Origin of the sequence: Geomonas subterranea, assembly GCF_019063845.1 — a bacterium.
GTDB classification, from domain to species: Bacteria; Desulfobacterota; Desulfuromonadia; order Geobacterales; family Geobacteraceae; genus Geomonas; species Geomonas subterranea.
Genome location: NZ_CP077683.1, coordinates 3,998,918 through 4,013,897, shown reverse-complemented (window position 1 = coordinate 4,013,897; position 14,980 = coordinate 3,998,918). Strand labels below are relative to the sequence as shown.

The 14,980-nt window shown below is 54.9% G+C and carries 17 protein-coding genes; 5 read left to right on the top strand and 12 right to left on the bottom strand.

Features of this window, described 5'->3' with window-relative positions:
- Nucleotides 1-85 precede the first annotated feature (85 nt).
- The 3 genes from KP001_RS17505 to KP001_RS17495 all read left to right on the top strand — a co-directional run bounded on the left by KP001_RS17505 (nt 86) and on the right by KP001_RS17495 (nt 2,038).
- Nucleotides 86-610, top strand: coding sequence for a hypothetical protein (locus tag KP001_RS17505; RefSeq protein ID WP_217286845.1), 525 nt, complete (start codon nt 86-88; stop codon nt 608-610).
- A 12-nt stretch (nt 611-622) separates the two neighbouring features.
- Nucleotides 623-1,165, top strand: a complete 543-nt coding sequence (locus KP001_RS17500; protein ID WP_217286844.1) for a hypothetical protein — start codon at nt 623-625, stop codon at nt 1,163-1,165.
- 195 nt (nt 1,166-1,360) lie between these two features.
- On the top strand, nt 1,361-2,038 hold the full coding sequence (locus tag KP001_RS17495; RefSeq protein ID WP_217286843.1) for a hypothetical protein: 678 nt from the start codon (nt 1,361-1,363) through the stop codon (nt 2,036-2,038).
- Between the two features lie 177 nt (nt 2,039-2,215).
- On the opposite strand, the gene KP001_RS17490 is transcribed toward KP001_RS17495, so the two are convergent.
- The 4 genes from KP001_RS17490 to KP001_RS17475 form a co-directional block, all read right to left on the bottom strand.
- Complete coding sequence (locus KP001_RS17490; RefSeq protein ID WP_217286842.1) at nt 2,216-2,563, bottom strand: hypothetical protein; 348 nt, start codon at nt 2,561-2,563, stop codon at nt 2,216-2,218.
- 500 nt (nt 2,564-3,063) lie between these two features.
- Complete coding sequence (locus tag KP001_RS17485) at nt 3,064-3,348, bottom strand: hypothetical protein (RefSeq protein ID WP_217286841.1); 285 nt, start codon at nt 3,346-3,348, stop codon at nt 3,064-3,066.
- A gap of 41 nt (nt 3,349-3,389) precedes the next feature.
- The gene (locus KP001_RS17480) at nt 3,390-4,388 is read right to left on the bottom strand and encodes a transposase (RefSeq protein ID WP_217286840.1); all 999 of its coding nucleotides are present in this window, start codon (nt 4,386-4,388) and stop codon (nt 3,390-3,392) included.
- Between the two features lie 946 nt (nt 4,389-5,334).
- Nucleotides 5,335-5,985, bottom strand: a complete 651-nt coding sequence (locus KP001_RS17475; protein ID WP_217286839.1) for a fibronectin type III domain-containing protein — start codon at nt 5,983-5,985, stop codon at nt 5,335-5,337.
- 398 nt (nt 5,986-6,383) lie between these two features.
- Here KP001_RS17475 and dhiT point away from each other — a divergent pair, with 398 nt between their 5' ends.
- Nucleotides 6,384-6,653: a type II toxin-antitoxin system toxin DhiT gene (dhiT, locus tag KP001_RS17470; RefSeq protein ID WP_217286838.1), complete on the top strand. Its 270-nt coding sequence runs from the start codon at nt 6,384-6,386 to the stop codon at nt 6,651-6,653.
- Between the two features lie 2 nt (nt 6,654-6,655).
- Entirely contained in the window at nt 6,656-6,895 is a 240-nt protein-coding gene (locus KP001_RS17465) for a DUF2442 domain-containing protein (protein WP_217286837.1), read from the top strand.
- 74 nt (nt 6,896-6,969) lie between these two features.
- Here KP001_RS17465 and KP001_RS17460 read toward each other — a convergent pair whose 3' ends face one another.
- The 8 genes from KP001_RS17460 to nuoL all read right to left on the bottom strand — a co-directional run bounded on the left by KP001_RS17460 (nt 6,970) and on the right by nuoL (nt 14,891).
- Nucleotides 6,970-7,143 carry a DUF2442 domain-containing protein gene (locus KP001_RS17460; protein WP_217286836.1) on the bottom strand — a complete coding sequence of 58 codons (174 nt, stop codon included), beginning with the start codon at nt 7,141-7,143 and terminating at the stop codon, nt 6,970-6,972.
- 74 nt (nt 7,144-7,217) lie between these two features.
- On the bottom strand, nt 7,218-7,358 hold the full coding sequence (locus tag KP001_RS22420) for an antitoxin MazE-like protein (protein ID WP_217289643.1): 141 nt from the start codon (nt 7,356-7,358) through the stop codon (nt 7,218-7,220).
- Nucleotides 7,359-7,443: 85 nt separating this feature from the next.
- On the bottom strand, nt 7,444-7,911 hold the full coding sequence (locus KP001_RS17450) for a hypothetical protein (RefSeq protein WP_217286835.1): 468 nt from the start codon (nt 7,909-7,911) through the stop codon (nt 7,444-7,446).
- Entirely contained in the window at nt 7,908-8,339 is a 432-nt protein-coding gene (locus tag KP001_RS17445) for a glycoside hydrolase family 24 protein (RefSeq protein ID WP_217286834.1), read from the bottom strand. The genes KP001_RS17450 and KP001_RS17445 overlap by 4 nt, the downstream gene beginning before the upstream one ends.
- A gap of 460 nt (nt 8,340-8,799) precedes the next feature.
- Nucleotides 8,800-9,174, bottom strand: coding sequence for a helix-turn-helix domain-containing protein (locus tag KP001_RS17440; protein WP_217286833.1), 375 nt, complete (start codon nt 9,172-9,174; stop codon nt 8,800-8,802).
- A gap of 497 nt (nt 9,175-9,671) precedes the next feature.
- Nucleotides 9,672-11,126: an NADH-quinone oxidoreductase subunit N gene (locus KP001_RS17435; RefSeq protein ID WP_217286832.1), complete on the bottom strand. Its 1,455-nt coding sequence runs from the start codon at nt 11,124-11,126 to the stop codon at nt 9,672-9,674.
- A 31-nt stretch (nt 11,127-11,157) separates the two neighbouring features.
- The gene (locus KP001_RS17430) at nt 11,158-12,837 is read right to left on the bottom strand and encodes an NADH-quinone oxidoreductase subunit M (RefSeq protein WP_217286831.1); all 1,680 of its coding nucleotides are present in this window, start codon (nt 12,835-12,837) and stop codon (nt 11,158-11,160) included.
- A gap of 50 nt (nt 12,838-12,887) precedes the next feature.
- Nucleotides 12,888-14,891 (bottom strand): NADH-quinone oxidoreductase subunit L, encoded by a 2,004-nt coding sequence (nuoL, locus tag KP001_RS17425; protein WP_217286830.1) that lies wholly within the window; start codon nt 14,889-14,891, stop codon nt 12,888-12,890.
- Nucleotides 14,892-14,980 lie beyond the last annotated feature (89 nt).

The window sequence follows — 14,980 nt, the reverse complement described above, 5'->3', positions numbered from 1 at the left end:
GTGGCTAGCTTGACCACACCCGCTAGATTTGTAAAATTTAACTTTTGACGTCAGAAATTATCCAAGCGGGGGCAAAGGAGGAGTCATGTCTAGCAACAGCTGCCAAAACTGCCACACGTTGAAGGCTGCTTGCGACGAGGCATTCCAGACCTATCCAAAGTCATGTAGTCATGCTGTTTGGCATGTCATCAGAAAATATGTCTACAACCAACCATACCTTACCGCAAACAACCTTCTCCAAGTTGTAGGGAGAAGCCCTAAATGGCAGGAGGTTCAGATTCATGAATTGGCTCAACTTGCAAATGACGGTGTACTTGTCGTAGGCGGCGCAGCTGACTCCCCACATGGACATGTGATTGTTGTATATCCAGGCCAACCCAAGAGTGACGGCGGGTACACATACATAAACCGCGAAGGGGAAAACAAGATAATGCCTAGTCACGGCATATATCCTCTTGCTATGTCCACTTCGATGGGAAGTTGGCCGGGGGCAAAAAGCAAAGGAAACTTGACAGTCCGTGATTCCTGGTCCCGAGATAAATTCCAGGGAGTTAAGTTTTTCAAATATGTTGGCACACCATATGGCGCGGCAGCAGGCGTAGGGCACTGAGGAGGCCGGCAAGTGTACAAAAAGGTTTTGTTGATACTTCTTGTCTTCCACCTGTCATGGTTAACCTCGAGGTCCTTCGCAGGGTATCCCGACTTTGTTGAATTAAATTCGACTGTCTGTGTCCCTATTGATCAACAGCATGCGGAGAAGTTGCCTTCTCCGTGGCGCAAATACCTGGCCTTTACAAAAATTTGTCCCTTAAGCAAAACGCCAACCTCAAAAGCACGCGTTTTCATTGTCTCTGTCTGGACTGAGGATTATCTCAATACCAAGCAAAGTAACATGTGGGAGGAGTTTCCATCTAGCATCATCGTCGATGGTGACATGAACATCCTGGGAGCGCTACCAGTCATTTTTCCGATAGACCCACCAACGGAGCCTGCAATTTACTTTGGAAGATGGAAAGCTACCATACCTACGGAAATACGAGTCGATGTTTATGACCCTACCGTTTCCGGCGACCGGTACTATCCCCCGCTGATTTGGAATAACAAGCAGAAGAGGTTCCGCATGCTCGATAAAGAGCCAAAGTCAGGACACAGGCCAGGCCGTTGAAGGCGCAGGGAGATTTCACCTTTAGGAAGGCTGGTGTTATGCACCTCCAAATAGCCCATGTACTATTTACCAGGGTCAAAGGACATATTTTGCCTCCTCTCCCTTATTGGCTCTTCCTCTACCCGCCTCTAAAGGCAGTGGCTCGCTCCAGGGGTGCCCAAGAAGTTCCTCAAACATCGTGTGCTAGGCCGGGCCATGATGGTAACGGTCTCCGTGACCACAGGTTGCGCGACTAAGGTGACCCTTGGTCCGATCAGCGATGATCTTAAACCAGCCGCACGACTCACTGGCAAATTGCATGTTATGCCGGTAGTTGATTCGGCAAGGCTTGTTAAGTATGACAATGCCTACTATTCCACCGTGAGTGGGAACCCTACCGATGTGAAATCCCCTTACATTTCGGCATCCCAACCTGTATCCATCATTGAAAAAAGTATCACAAGCTGCCTGAGCCAGTCAGGTCTCGTAGTCACCAGTGGCCCCACGATACCCGATGATGCCGATCTAGTGCTTCACTCAACAGCAAAACTACTTTATGTCTACGATACCGACCGCAACACACTCTTCCATGTGGGAGTAGCTTTGGCTACCGGTTTGATAACTGCCAGTTCCAATCCCAAGTCAGCACTGCTTATGGGCAACGAGTTTGAGGATCGCAAAAAGGAGGCGAAGAGCGCTGCTGTTTTTGCCGGACGAGAAGAGGCTCTCTTTTATGCGTTCAAAGGGGGTGGGGCAGAGCGGTCCTTTCGGTTAGTTCAGGAAGACTACTGCGGATGGCTTCCAAAAAAGATCGCCAGCTTTCAGGTTGACCCAGTTGCGGCAGATCGCATGAACAGAGAAGAAATGGCTGCACTTGCCCTACAAAAGAAATAGATCATGCCCGGAGGGGATAAAGGAGATGAGTGCAGGCGGTTTTGAGGGTTCGAATGGAAAAGGCTGGGGTGCCCGACTCTGTTTAGTCGCCAGCTTAGCCCGCGCGTATACCTGAAAGCCGGTTCCAGATTCTCCCCAGATTCTCACGTGCGGTGTTCATTGGGGATAGGAGCAGAATCAGACGGAGATGCTCAGAAGCTTTTTCGGGGAGCCATCGAGGCTCCCTGCGCTTTCGTAAGCCAGTCTTGCTTGCAGGTGGTGGTAGGACTTGGGATCTGGGGGAGGCAGGGACAACGGCGCGTCATGAGCGATATTCTCGATTCTTCTTGGTACGGCATAACCGTAGTCTGGTGCGGCATCTACTGCGATTAATGCTGTCTCCGCATCAGCCTTGCCATTTATCTGTATCGCAGCAGATTCCTTGTTGCTGGTACGAAAATGGACTTGCCTCTGCTGAGATCTGATGAGCCCAGCTTCGCCATATAAATTATTGGCACTATTAGATAAAACAATTATGTCAGACATCGAAATTCCAAGTACTGCATGACAAAAATAGCATCTGACTACATAAAATTTTAATCAAACATTACACAGCAACAAACTATAGCAGTTAAAATGCATCGAGAAAGGTGCATTTAACAGTAAATGCTATCTCATATCACAAACTAATACATATTTCCACTTAATTAACCATCCCAGTTCCGCACCAAGCCTCCACCAGTCAGATCCGGTCTTTTACCGGCTTTCAGCCCATCGGCCACATACTTCTCATAGTTTTCATCGCTCGTTCTGCGCATTGGTTCCGAATCTGCCAAGGACCTCCGATGTCTCTTGCCATGGGTACAAGCGCCCATGGCAAAACAACGGGTCATGCACCAGGAGCGCTCGTTGTAAAAATGGGGGCCGCACTCTTTAGTACGGCCCCCATTGGCTCCACAATGTAATCGAACGAACTAGTTCCCTTCGCACGAGAATCAAATGTCAAAATCTCAACAACGCCCTCAGGGAGCATTCAAAGAGCAGCACTATTCTACCACGTCATAGACGCGGACTTCCGGGGAGCCGTCCAGGTATGGAGTCAACTCCTTCACAACATCCTGCGTGAAGAGGCTGCTCTCGAGGTAGGCGTTGGCATCGGCTACACTTGCGAAGCCGTGCAGCACCTGTACATCCTCATCCCTGATCAGGAGTTGCTTGGACTTCGCACCCTTTATCTGCTCCAGGAACGGTTCCCTATATTTCTTGTACACCCCAGCGGCGGCTTGACGATTCTGGTTCGACACCTTCAGCGTGATTTCAAGGTAGGCCATGGTCGTTCTCCTTTTGTGGAATGGTTTTTAACGGCGCACCCCTAGGGGGACGTTGTTAATATTTTTACATTTGAAACCAGATCTTTAGCTGCACCGTCCTTCACCAAGGCCTCTCCCCTCTTCGCAGCCACCGTTACCCCTGCACGAGAGATCTTAAGCAAGGGCGATATGGCAGCCCCGCTGTATCCCAAGACACGCAGTGCAAGGAAACAGGCTACTGCGCGGGCCTCTGATACAGTTCGCTCCTTGGTGGCTGTGCATAGTATTTCTGTGCTAATCCCGTATCTTGCAGCAACGTCAATGACCACTGATTCCAGGGACGGTATACCTTCTATGTGTGCATCTTTTTCCACCCGCCATACGTCTTCTACAAACTCGCCCCCACCAAGGATCCGCTCATCAAAAGCCTCTGTACCAGGCTGCGTATGAAGAAAGTCACAACTTCTGAACATGCCGCCTCCAACGAACTCCTCACGATGACCTTTTGCCGCAGCCTCCATGACAAACAACCGGTAATTCCTTCTGGCTTCCGACAACCTGCCGCCAAATCTGGACAGCACCTCGTCCGTGACCTGTCCGGGGAGGGTGTGGTTCCCCATTAGTACCGCGTGGCCGCTCCAGCGATAGCTGTCCAATGCGTCCACGCCCTGGACAAGGTGGGCCCTGACAGGATTGAGGTGAATGTAGCCCACCAGTTCAAGAAGGTAAGGCTCTTCCTCGCAGACAATGGACTTGTAACGATTTTGAAAGAGGTGGCCGGCACGGTTGTGCCTTTGATTGAATGTCACCGCGTACCCGGTGAGTAGGCGGCGCATGAAGGAGGATAATTTGGACTTTTCCGGTCTCAACAGGAGATGGAAGTGGTTGGTCATCAGCGCCCAGGCGAAGCACGAGGTACCCGTCTTCACCAGCAGCGTCGATAGGCGATCGAGGAAAGAGTATCGGTCCTTGTCATCGAGGAAGATGTCGGACTTCTCGATTCCGTGGACCATCACATGCTGCAGCAAACCAACCGCATCAAGTCGAGCGAACCTTGGCATGCGAAGATCTTAGCCGCTACCAATCAAATGTCAAAATATTAACAACGTCCCCCAGGGCCACAAGGGGAAATCGTAAACACATAACTAACACATAGATTTGCCTTAATAAAGCAGAATCAACATCCAAAACGTTTTTCGGCACGCAAAGCCGCAAAGGCGCAAAGAAAGGCGGACATTGACAGGGATGAAGGGGATAAAGGGGATGGGCACGGGGGGATTGGGAGGTGCCGGGTGGCGGTTGCACTATTGCCGACGAAATAAGTCGAAACCGGATTCGGTTTGCACTACTCTTGACGGAATAGTGCTATTTCGGTTTGGGTTTGCACTAATTCAAACGGAATAGTGCAAACCGGGATCGAAATCTCACTATTTCAAATGGAATAGTGAGATTCCAGACGGGAAACGCACTATTCTGCTGGAAATAGCACTATTTCCACCCGGAATCTCACTATCTCGCGCAAAATCTCACTATTTCTCCCATGATTGCACTATTTCAGATGGAATAGTGAGATTTCGATCCGGAATTGCACTATTTCAAATGGAATAAGGAGATTTCAGATGAAATAGCACTATTTCTGGCAAAATCCCACTATTTTGGTTGGGACTGCAGGATTGCCTGGGACGGTGGTCAACGGAAGCGGGTTGGACTGCCATCAGTGGGTGAGAGTACGAGAAGGGGGCGGCTGCGTGTTCATTCCGTCGGTGATGATGGGGATTTTGTGGCGGGCATCCAGGTCTGGGGGGTGAAAGGCGGGATGTTCGGGGGAGGAATGAACGAAAGCGGCTGCACGTTGGTGCAGCCGCTTCGTGGTAAAGGCTAACTAAGGCAAATCCCCCCTGTCCCCCTTTCGCAAAGGGGGGACTCTGTTTCCTCAGGCAGCGCTTCGTGGCTGCATTCTTCGAGTTTCCAATACCCGAAGAATCTTCGCATACCGGAAAGCTGTTTTTAGATGATAATCAGTTCGACTACCTCGGACCAGGGGCCGACGCCGGCATCGTTTATCAGCCTGGCCCTGAAGTAGGCCCTGCGCGCCGGCTCCAAACCGTCGACGGTGAAGTGGCAGTAGTGGGACATCTTCAGGGCCTGCCACGACTCTTCCTGTGCCGGATTAGCGTAACAGATCTGAACATCGACACTCGCCTTTCCCTCCCAACTGTTGACGTACATCTTCACTCCACCGGATCTGTCACCATGGCTGACCTTGAACTTGTTGAACTTCTTGGGCAGCTTGACGGTCGTGCTCCGGGGCGCTTTTTGCTGTCTATTGACAGGTACGCCGTCCAGTTGGCTGGGGTCATTGGTGTGGGTCGCATACATAACCACGTACTGGCAGGAGAACTTTATGGAGTTGATAATCTTGTCCCGCTTCTCAAGCCTGAAGGGCTCTTTCGAAGGGTCCTGCCTTGCCGCATTTGACGCCTGCTTGACGTCATGTGCTTCCTCCCTCAGATTGCCTGGGCCCGGAATACAGATCGGGATGTTTTGCCCCTTGTAGGCCGGATGTTCCTCCAGGTGGTCGGCCAGGGTCTCGCCGCAGAGGGCCAGGTCTCCATCGGAAAGGTCTTTCAGGCCGGTGATGTCGAAAGGTTCGCTCATCGTTGCCTCCCGTGTTCGTGTGAAATGATGGGAGTAATTATTAAACCACACCAATAATGTTGTCAAGCAAGGCGGTGGGATTTTCCCCTAGCGGCTGCATCCGTTGGCGCAGTTGAAAGGTCATCCACAGAGGGTACAGAGGTGCGCGGAGGACCCAGAGGAAGGCTGAAATCAGCTCACGCAAAGGCGCAGAGACGCAAAGAGAAGCGATCTACAGGGATGAAGGGGATAAAAGGGATAACTGCCGGATACGAGCGGAGGTCCACGGAGAAGCGCAGTGAGGTGGCCCTAAAGCCGCATCTACGACGATTGAGCTGTATTGCTAATTGCTGTATATTAGCTGCTGGCGCATGCAGATGAGGCGAATTCCATAAATGTCTCAGGTGTTGGAGGTCCTGATGCCTACCATCTCGATGTTTTTCGGAATCGTCATTTACATGTTCTTTTACGACAACAAGAGGCATTCCCTGCCGCACCTGCATGCAACGTTTGGTGAATATGACGCCGTGTTTTCCATCGAGGATGCAGAGTTGCTCGAAGGCAGTTTCCCTAGGAATAAGCAAAAGCTCGTTCAGGCATGGATTGAGATCCACAAGGATGATCTGCTGACCGACTGGCACCTTGCCGTAAACGGCCAAAATCCTTTGCCCATAAAGCCTTTGGAGTAGTCATGAATAAAGTTGTTTCCGTAAAACCTTTGGATGACAAAAAAGTAGCGGTCGTCCTTTCCGATGGCAGGTCAGGCATCTTCGATGTCGCCCCCTACATCAAAAGCGATTTTTTCCAGCGCTTGAATGAGGAGGCCTACTTTAGGCAGGTCTCCCTCTTCTTCACCGGCATCGGCTGGCCGGAAGGGCAGGATCTGGGTCCCGATACCATCGCAGCAGAGTTGCAGCCGATGTCGGAGTAGCAGGAGTCATCGTGTAACGGGGCGCAGTTCGGCGAGGAGGGTTTCGGGGGCTATGTCCTGGTTGTTGGGCCATGCTACCGTCCCGAAAAGGTGCCCACTTGGTTGAAGTACGCGGGTTTCTTCAGCTCGCGAAAGATGCCGTGGTCAAGGTACGGCTTCAGGTCGAAGATCCCTTTGCGGCCGTCTTCGATTTCCACGTAGATGCAGTAGTCCGGCAGCGATTTTACGACTTTTACATCCCAGTACATCGTTACCTCGAATTCGAAGGGGCATCAAAATCGGCAACGGCCAAAATTCCTCAAGATCCTTCAGGTTCTGGTCATCACGGGTTGTAACCGGATTGTCTTAAGCACTCTGCTGGGAACCCTGGAGCCGAAGCATCTGGTATCCACATGTGAACGAACGTGACCCCGGCTTTTGGCAGCTTGGTTCTGTAGTCCTGTACTCTGTTTCTGTTGCATATCTAGCCACCACCAAGCCAGGTTAAACATTTTGGCCATAATTGTAAAAGCTTCTTTCGTGCCCCGGGGGTACCCCTAAAACCCCACTCACTTGGCAGCACGCCTTCGATAAATGCCGCTATAATCACTACCGAAGACATACTGCTCCTGATGTTTGTCCTTTCTCCTAAAGCCAAACCATCTCACAGACATCCTTCCGCTCCGGACGTTGTTCACGTCCAGCTCAGCCAGAGGCTCCTGCTTGTCATACTTGTCCCAAGGCAAAGCAGCCCCACCAGTTCCAACTTCGAGCACACTGTCAAACAAAATGTAGACCTTGCCCTGCCGCTCATCAAGCTCATATCGGACGTTTAGGTAAATCTGGTTCGATTCCACACAAAAGGGTACGAGCTTGCCCTCAAGCGGTATGTCTATGCAGTCTCCGCAAGCACACTCTTCAGGGTTAGCTCCTACTTTTACCCACTTCCCTGTAATCTCAGGTCTACCTCCGCCATACACAATTGCTGCCAGGGAAAGTAGTGCAACCACAGCAAGCATGAAGACTATCGGTCTCATCGTCTGCTCCACTTTGCCAGGCTTTTTGAATAGACCTGTAGCATCTCCGCCATTTGGTGCGTTGGTTGACCATAGGGAGATCCCGGCAGGCTAGCCCACTCTCTGTTCCCGTTGCGGATTGCTTGCTCAACATCACCAGCGAATAAGGGTTTAAGCATCCTTCTTCTTTTCAATAGTTTAACGGCAGCTTTATCCTGAGAGATAGGCGAGAAGTCTGGCATCTTGAGCCCTTGCCATGTGCTGTACAGAAATTGGTAGCGTCCTGCAGCGGTACTTTTCAACGATTTGCTGAGAGTAACAAGGACATTAGGATGCCTAGCAAAGTCCGTGATAGGAACGCTGCCTTCCCCCTTTACCATCGTGGCATAATCTGCACCCTCTGCATAAGCGATAACATCGAGGAGCGCCCTCACACGAGGATCTTTCACCAACTCCTCTTCTGAAGAGCCCTCATGTATCGCTTTCGTCCTCGCTCCAGTATTCCCGTAGCCACCTGGGAGTCCAACATTTCGTCGAGCTGCTCTACTAAGACTAGGATCCGCATGATCCTTCACTCCTAGCGGCCCTGGAGTGTCTCCGACAAGAGTTTTCCGTGTGTTTGGGGACGCTGCGTCATTGTGCCCTAGAGGGCCTGGAGTCAGGGAGGGGCGCTGGAATGGATCGCGACGGACGTGGTCTTGACGGGAACCGGCCATCTCGGAACCTCCTGCGGGAGAGGTCGTGAAGATGGAAATGTACCAAGGGCTCGGCGGGTGTCAAATTCAGGAGGACTGCATCCATCTGACGACGTACAGGTGCACGGAAAGCACAGCGGAGACCTTAGGATGAAACTCTTCTGGCAGCAGTCCGAGGCAAAAAACGGCAGAAAGGGGAAGTGTCTTTGTCTTTCTACAAGAACACGCGGTAATCAATATTGAGGGCATCGGCCAGTCTTCTTGCCGTTTCTTTGCCGATGGGGCGCTTGCCATTCTCCATCTCGCTTATATGGTGCTGCGCTATGCCGGTCAGTTCGGCTAACTGTCTCTGCGTCAACCCCTCTTTGCCGCGCGCGCCACGGATGGCTACTCCGCCGCCGTTCCATGTCAGCTCCGGCGATATTTCCTCAGGGCTGTAGACCTCTTTTTCTTCCAATGCCCACTCGGTGAGATCCTTCACCCTCAGGGTCTGCGCCATCCTGCGCAGCTTGACCATCTCGGCATAGCTTCCTTCGAAGCGTGCTTCAATCTGCTTTTCAGTACGGGGCTTGTTCGTGAGTGCCCGCATATATCACCTCGACCAGTCGGACTTCGCGTTTATCCTCTCGCCATATAACCACATATGTCGGCCTCGTTCCCTCGTACTGGTCCGCCTATACGTGTTTCCATCAGCTAGGCATCAATACCGTCCCGGACAACCTGAGGGAGTCTGATCACGGTATCCCATTGGCTGGATATTATCAAGAGGAGTAGAGGCTAGCGGACCAAAGCAAATCCCCCCTGTCCCCCCTTCGTTAAAGGGGGGAACGTGAGGGGCGCGGCGACGCTGCGGGGACAAGGTTTCGCAAGGGTGGGACACCACGTTTTCGTTGGCATATGTGAGAGAGGAGGTGGACGGGCGAATGATTATCCGCCCCTACAGGATTACGGGTACGCCTCGGGACGCTGCGCCCTCACCCCTGCCCCTCTCCCGGAGGTAGAGGGGGTGGACTTGGAAGGTTCATAAAACGCAAAGAGGGCACCCGCTATCGGGTGCCCTCTTTGTTTCTTCTATCTAGACTCGTCTTAGAACTGAACTGCCTTCTGCGCCAGCTCGAGGACGGTGCCCGGTACTACGCCGAGGATCAGGGTGGCACCTACGGCTACCAGGAGACAGACGGCGATGGCCGGGGTCGCGCCTGCCCACTCGAAGTCTTCGGTCGGGTCTTTCATGTACATGAAGACCATGACGCGCAGGTAGTAGTACAGCGACGCTGCGGAGTTCAGTACGCCGATGATGGCAAGCCACACGTAGCCGGCTTTGATGGCGGCACTGAAGAGATAGAACTTCCCGATGAAACCGGCGGTCGGCGGCATGCCGGCCAGGGAGAACAGGAAGATGCTCAGCACCATGGCAAGAAGCGGCTTCTTGTGACCGAAACCGGCCAGATCCTGCACGTTGCCGTTGACTTCGCCCTTCTTGGTGATGAGAACGATGACACCGAAGGCGCCGATGTTCATGAAGGCGTAGGAGAGCATGTAGAACAGGATGCCTGCTGCACCTTCGGCGTTGACCGCGGCGAAACCTACCAGCGCGTAACCTGCATGGGCGATGGAGGAGTAGGCCAGCATCCTCTTCACGTTGTCCTGGGAGAGGGCGATGATGTTACCAACGGTCATGGTGAGGACTGCCAGGACCCACAGAAGATCGCTCCACTCGGCCCTCAGCATCGGGAAGGCGAAGATCATGACGCGGATGAAGGCTGCGAAACCGGCGGCCTTGGGACCGGCGGACATGAACGCGGTCATCGGGGTCGGTGCGCCCTGGTAGACGTCCGGGGTCCACATGTGGAACGGTGCGGCGGCAATCTTGAAGCTGAAGCCGACGGCGATCAGCAGCATCCCCACGACGAAGAGCGGGTTGCTGGCTACGCCGGGGTTGCCCATCACGTAGGCGGAGATGGCCTGGATCTTGGTGCTGCCGGTGGCGCCGTAGGTGAGCGCCATGCCGTAGAGCAGGAAGCCGGTGGAGAAGGCGCCCAGCAGGAAATACTTGAGGCCCGCTTCGTTCGACGCCAGGTTGTCACGGTTCCAGCCGGCCAGGATGTACAGCGGGATGGAGAGGAGCTCGAGGCCGAGGAAGATGACCATAAGGTCGGTCCCGCTCGCCATCAGCATCATGCCGACGGTGGCGAAAAGCACCATCGGGTAGAGCTCACCATGGTTGCAATCCTCCTGGACCATGTAGCGGTCCGCGATCAGGATGGCCAGGCCGGCGGAGATGATGAAGATGACCTTGAAGAAGATTGCGTAGTTGTCCTGCACTACCGATCCGTTGAACGCTGATACCGACGGCCCCCAGCCGCCCACGGCGCTCGCCGCGGTCACTGCAAGGCCGATGATGCTCAGGTAACCGAGGTAGGCCTTGTTCTTGCCCGGCACGAAGACGTTGACGAGCAGCAGCACCATGGCGATGCATGAGAGTAGGATCTCAGGCATGATCACTGCCAGGTTTATGGCCGGCATAGCAATTGTTTCCATCTATAATCCTCCGTCAGTAGTTCTAAGCGGTCTATTTTGCTTCGTTGTTTGCGGGGATGGCCGGGTGTCCTGCAGGCATGCCGGCGGGTGCTGCGCCTGCCTCCGGCATGCCGGGATGACCTGCGGGCATACCTGCGGGTGCCGCACCTGCTTCGGGTACCGCCATGTGCCCCGGGGGAAGCGCCATTGCGGCCGGTGCTGCTACCTGTGCTACCTGCTTCTGGACCTTGGTCTGCGCGATCAGCCTGTCGATGGACGGTGCCATGGAGTCGATGATCGGACGCGGGTAGATGCCCAGGAAGAAGATGAGGAAGATGAGCGGCAGCATGATGGCGACTTCGCGTGCGTTCAGGTCCTTCAGGGTCTGGTTCTTCGGGTTGTTTAGCTCGCCGAACATGACCCTCTGGAACATCCAGAGCATGTAGACGGCGGAGAGGATGACGCCGGAGGTCGCGATGATGGCGTACCAGCGCAGGCCGCTCTCGAAGGAACCCAGCAGCACCAGGAACTCACCGACGAAGCCGTTGGTACCCGGCAGGCCGATGGAGGAGAAGGTGACGATCATGAACATGGTGGCGAAAACCGGCATCTGCTTGGCCAGGCCGCCGAAGTCGCTGATGGCACGGGTGTGACGACGCTCGTAGATGAAGCCGACGATAAGGAACAATGCGCCGGTGGAAACACCGTGGTTCAGCATCTGCAGCATGCCGCCGGTGACGCCCTGCTGGTTCAGCGCGTACACGCCCAGCATGACGAAGCCCAAGTGGGCTACGGAAGAGTAAGCAACCAGTTTCTTAACGTCCTGCTGCACCATGGCGACCAGCGATGCGTAGATGATGCCGATCACGGACAGGGTGGCGATGAGCGGAGTGAACTGCGCGTTGGCATCCGGGAACAGCGGCATGGCGAAACGAACGTAACCGTAGGTACCGCACTTCAGCATGACGGCGGCCAGGATCACGGAGCCTGCAGTCGGCGCCTCGGTATGGGCATCCGGCAACCAGGTGTGCAGCGGGAACATCGGGACCTTGATGGCGAAGGCCAGGGCGAAGGCCAGGAACATCCACATCTGGGTGGTCGGGTCGAGGTGCAGTTGGTAGAAGCGCAGGATGCTGAAGTCGCCACCGCCCGCCTTGAAGTAGAGGGAGATCAATGCGACCAGCATGAGGAGCGAACCGACCGCGGTGTAGATGAAGAACTTGACTGCTGCGTAGATCCTGTTCTTGCCGCCCCAGATACCGATCATGAAGTACATCGGGATCAGCATGATTTCCCAGAAGATGTAGAAGAGGAACAGGTCCATCGAGATAAAGGTACCGATCATGCCGACTTCGAGGAGCAGGAGGCAGATCATGTATTCCTTCACCTTCTCCTCAACCGCCGTGTAGGTGGAGAGGACGGCGATGGGCATGATGAAGGTGGTCAGGATGACCAGCCAGAGGCTGATGCCGTCGATGCCCAGATGATAGCTCATCTGGAAGGGACCGGCCGCGATCCAGGGCACATTCTCGAGGAACTGGAACCCGCCGATGTCGCTGCCCGGCGCGTTGTACCCAGTGATCAGGGGCAACGAGAGGACGAACGTCACCACCGTCACCGCCATGGCGATGGTACGGAGCACGCCGTGGCTGTTCTTGTTCACAAAGAGGAGCAGTATCGCCCCGATCAGCGGTGTGAAGGTTAATATGCTCAGTAACGGTAGCTGGTTCATTTACTCTGCTCCTTTTACTTACAGGTCAAAATTATCTCAAGTCTCGAATCTTAGCGGAAGATGTACACCGCAACGATCAGGGCCACGCCGAACACCATGGTGAAGGCGTAGTTGTGAACGAAGCCGGTCTGCACATAGCGCAGGATGCCGGAGAAGCCGCGGACTACCGCTGCCACGCCGTTGACAGCGCCGTCGACCACCAGGACGTCGAACCCTTTCCAGAGGAAGTTGCCGAGAGCCTTGCAGGGGTTGACGAAAGCGAAGTCGTAGATCTCGTCGACGTACCACTTGTTGTAGACCGCGCGGTGCAGCGCCGGGAAGGTCGAGGTGAACTTCTCGGGGAAACCCGGGGCTACGATGTAGAGCGCGTAAGCGAGGCCGATACCGCCGCAGGCGATCAGGACGGAGGTGCCCATGAGGCCCCACTCCAGAGCGACGGAGTGGAGACCGTGCGCGCCGTGCGCCTCGGTGTAGTGGGTCGAGTACGCGAAGACCGGCTCAAGCCAGTGCTCGAAGTAGTTCGGCATTTCGCCCAGCACTTCGCCGAGCACTTTGGGCACGCCAATCCAGCCGCCGAAGACGGACAGGGTGGCGAGGCAGACCAGCGGCACGGTGATGACCCACGGGGACTCGTGCAGGTGGTGGAAGGCTTTCTCGGAGAGACGGGTCTCACCGAAGAAGGTCATGAAGACCAGGCGGAACATGTAGAAGGCGGTGAGGCCTGCAGCCACGGCGCCTGCGCCCCAGAGGACGTAGTTGACGGCGTGGTGATGCGGGTTGGCAAAGGCCTGCCAGAGGATCTCGTCCTTGGAGAAGAAGCCCGCGAAGCCCGGGATACCGGCGATGGCGATGGTGGCCAGGAGGAAGGTCATGAAGGTGATCGGCATCTTCTTGCGAAGGCCGCCCATGTTCCTCATGTCCTGCGGGTCAGCTTCGGAGTGCTCGTGGTGCAGCGCGTGGTGCATGCCGTGGATGACGGAGCCGGAACCAAGGAACAGGCAGGCCTTGAAGAAGGCGTGGGTCATCAGGTGGAACACGCCGGCGGTGAAGGCGCCAACGCCCATGGCCAGGAACATGTAGCCGAGCTGGGAAACCGTGGAGTACGCGAGGACGCGCTTGATGTCGTTCTGGGCGGTGCCGATGGTCGCCGCGAAGAGCGCGGTGGCGGCGCCGACGCAGGCGATGACGAGCAGCGCGGTCGGGCTCTTGATGAAGATGAAGTTCATGCGGGCGATCATGTAGACGCCGGCGGTAACCATGGTGGCGGCGTGGATGAGCGCGGAGACCGGAGTCGGGCCTTCCATCGCGTCCGGCAGCCAGGTGTACAGCGGGATCTGGGCAGACTTACCGGTGGCGCCCAGGAAGAAGCAGAGACAGACGGTGGTAACCACGGCACCCGGGACCAGGAGGTCGGCGTTCTTGGCGAGCTCCACGAAGTTGATGGTCCAGACGTTGTGGTTGGTGCCCAGGTAGTAGAAGAGGGTGAAGAGACCGAGCAGGAAACCGAAGTCGCCGACCCTGTTCATCACGAACGCCTTCTTGCCCGCGTCGCCGGCGCTCTTCTTGTGGAAGTAGTAGCCGATCAGCAGGTAGGAGCAGAGACCCACGCCTTCCCAGCCGATGAACATGAGGAGCAGGTTGTTGCCCGACACCAGGCAGAGCATGGAGAAGGTAAACAGGTTCAGGTAGCAGAAGTAGCGGTAGAACCCTTCCTCACCGTGCATGTAGCCGATGGAGTAGAGGTGGATCAGGAAACCGATCCCCGTTACGATCATCAGCATGGTTGCGGACAGCGGGTCGATCAGGAAGCCGATGTCGGCCTTGAAGGTACCGGACTGGATCCAGGTGAAGATGGTCTTCTGGATCACCCGTTCCTCGCCCGGCAGACTCAGGAGCTGGAACAGGATCCCGCAGGCGACCATGAAGGAGGCGAACACGCTACCGGCGGCGATACCGCCGATGACCGTCTCGTTCTTTATCTTCTTGCCGAGTAGGCCGTTGATGACCGAGCCGATGAGAGGGCACAGTGGGATCAACCATACTAAATCAAACATCCCTGACTCCTTTGTTCTGTATTCTTATAAGTCGTATCTTGGCAAGCGGCACGTCGCCGCCCATTCGCTTGTGACTGTCGCGGATTGCT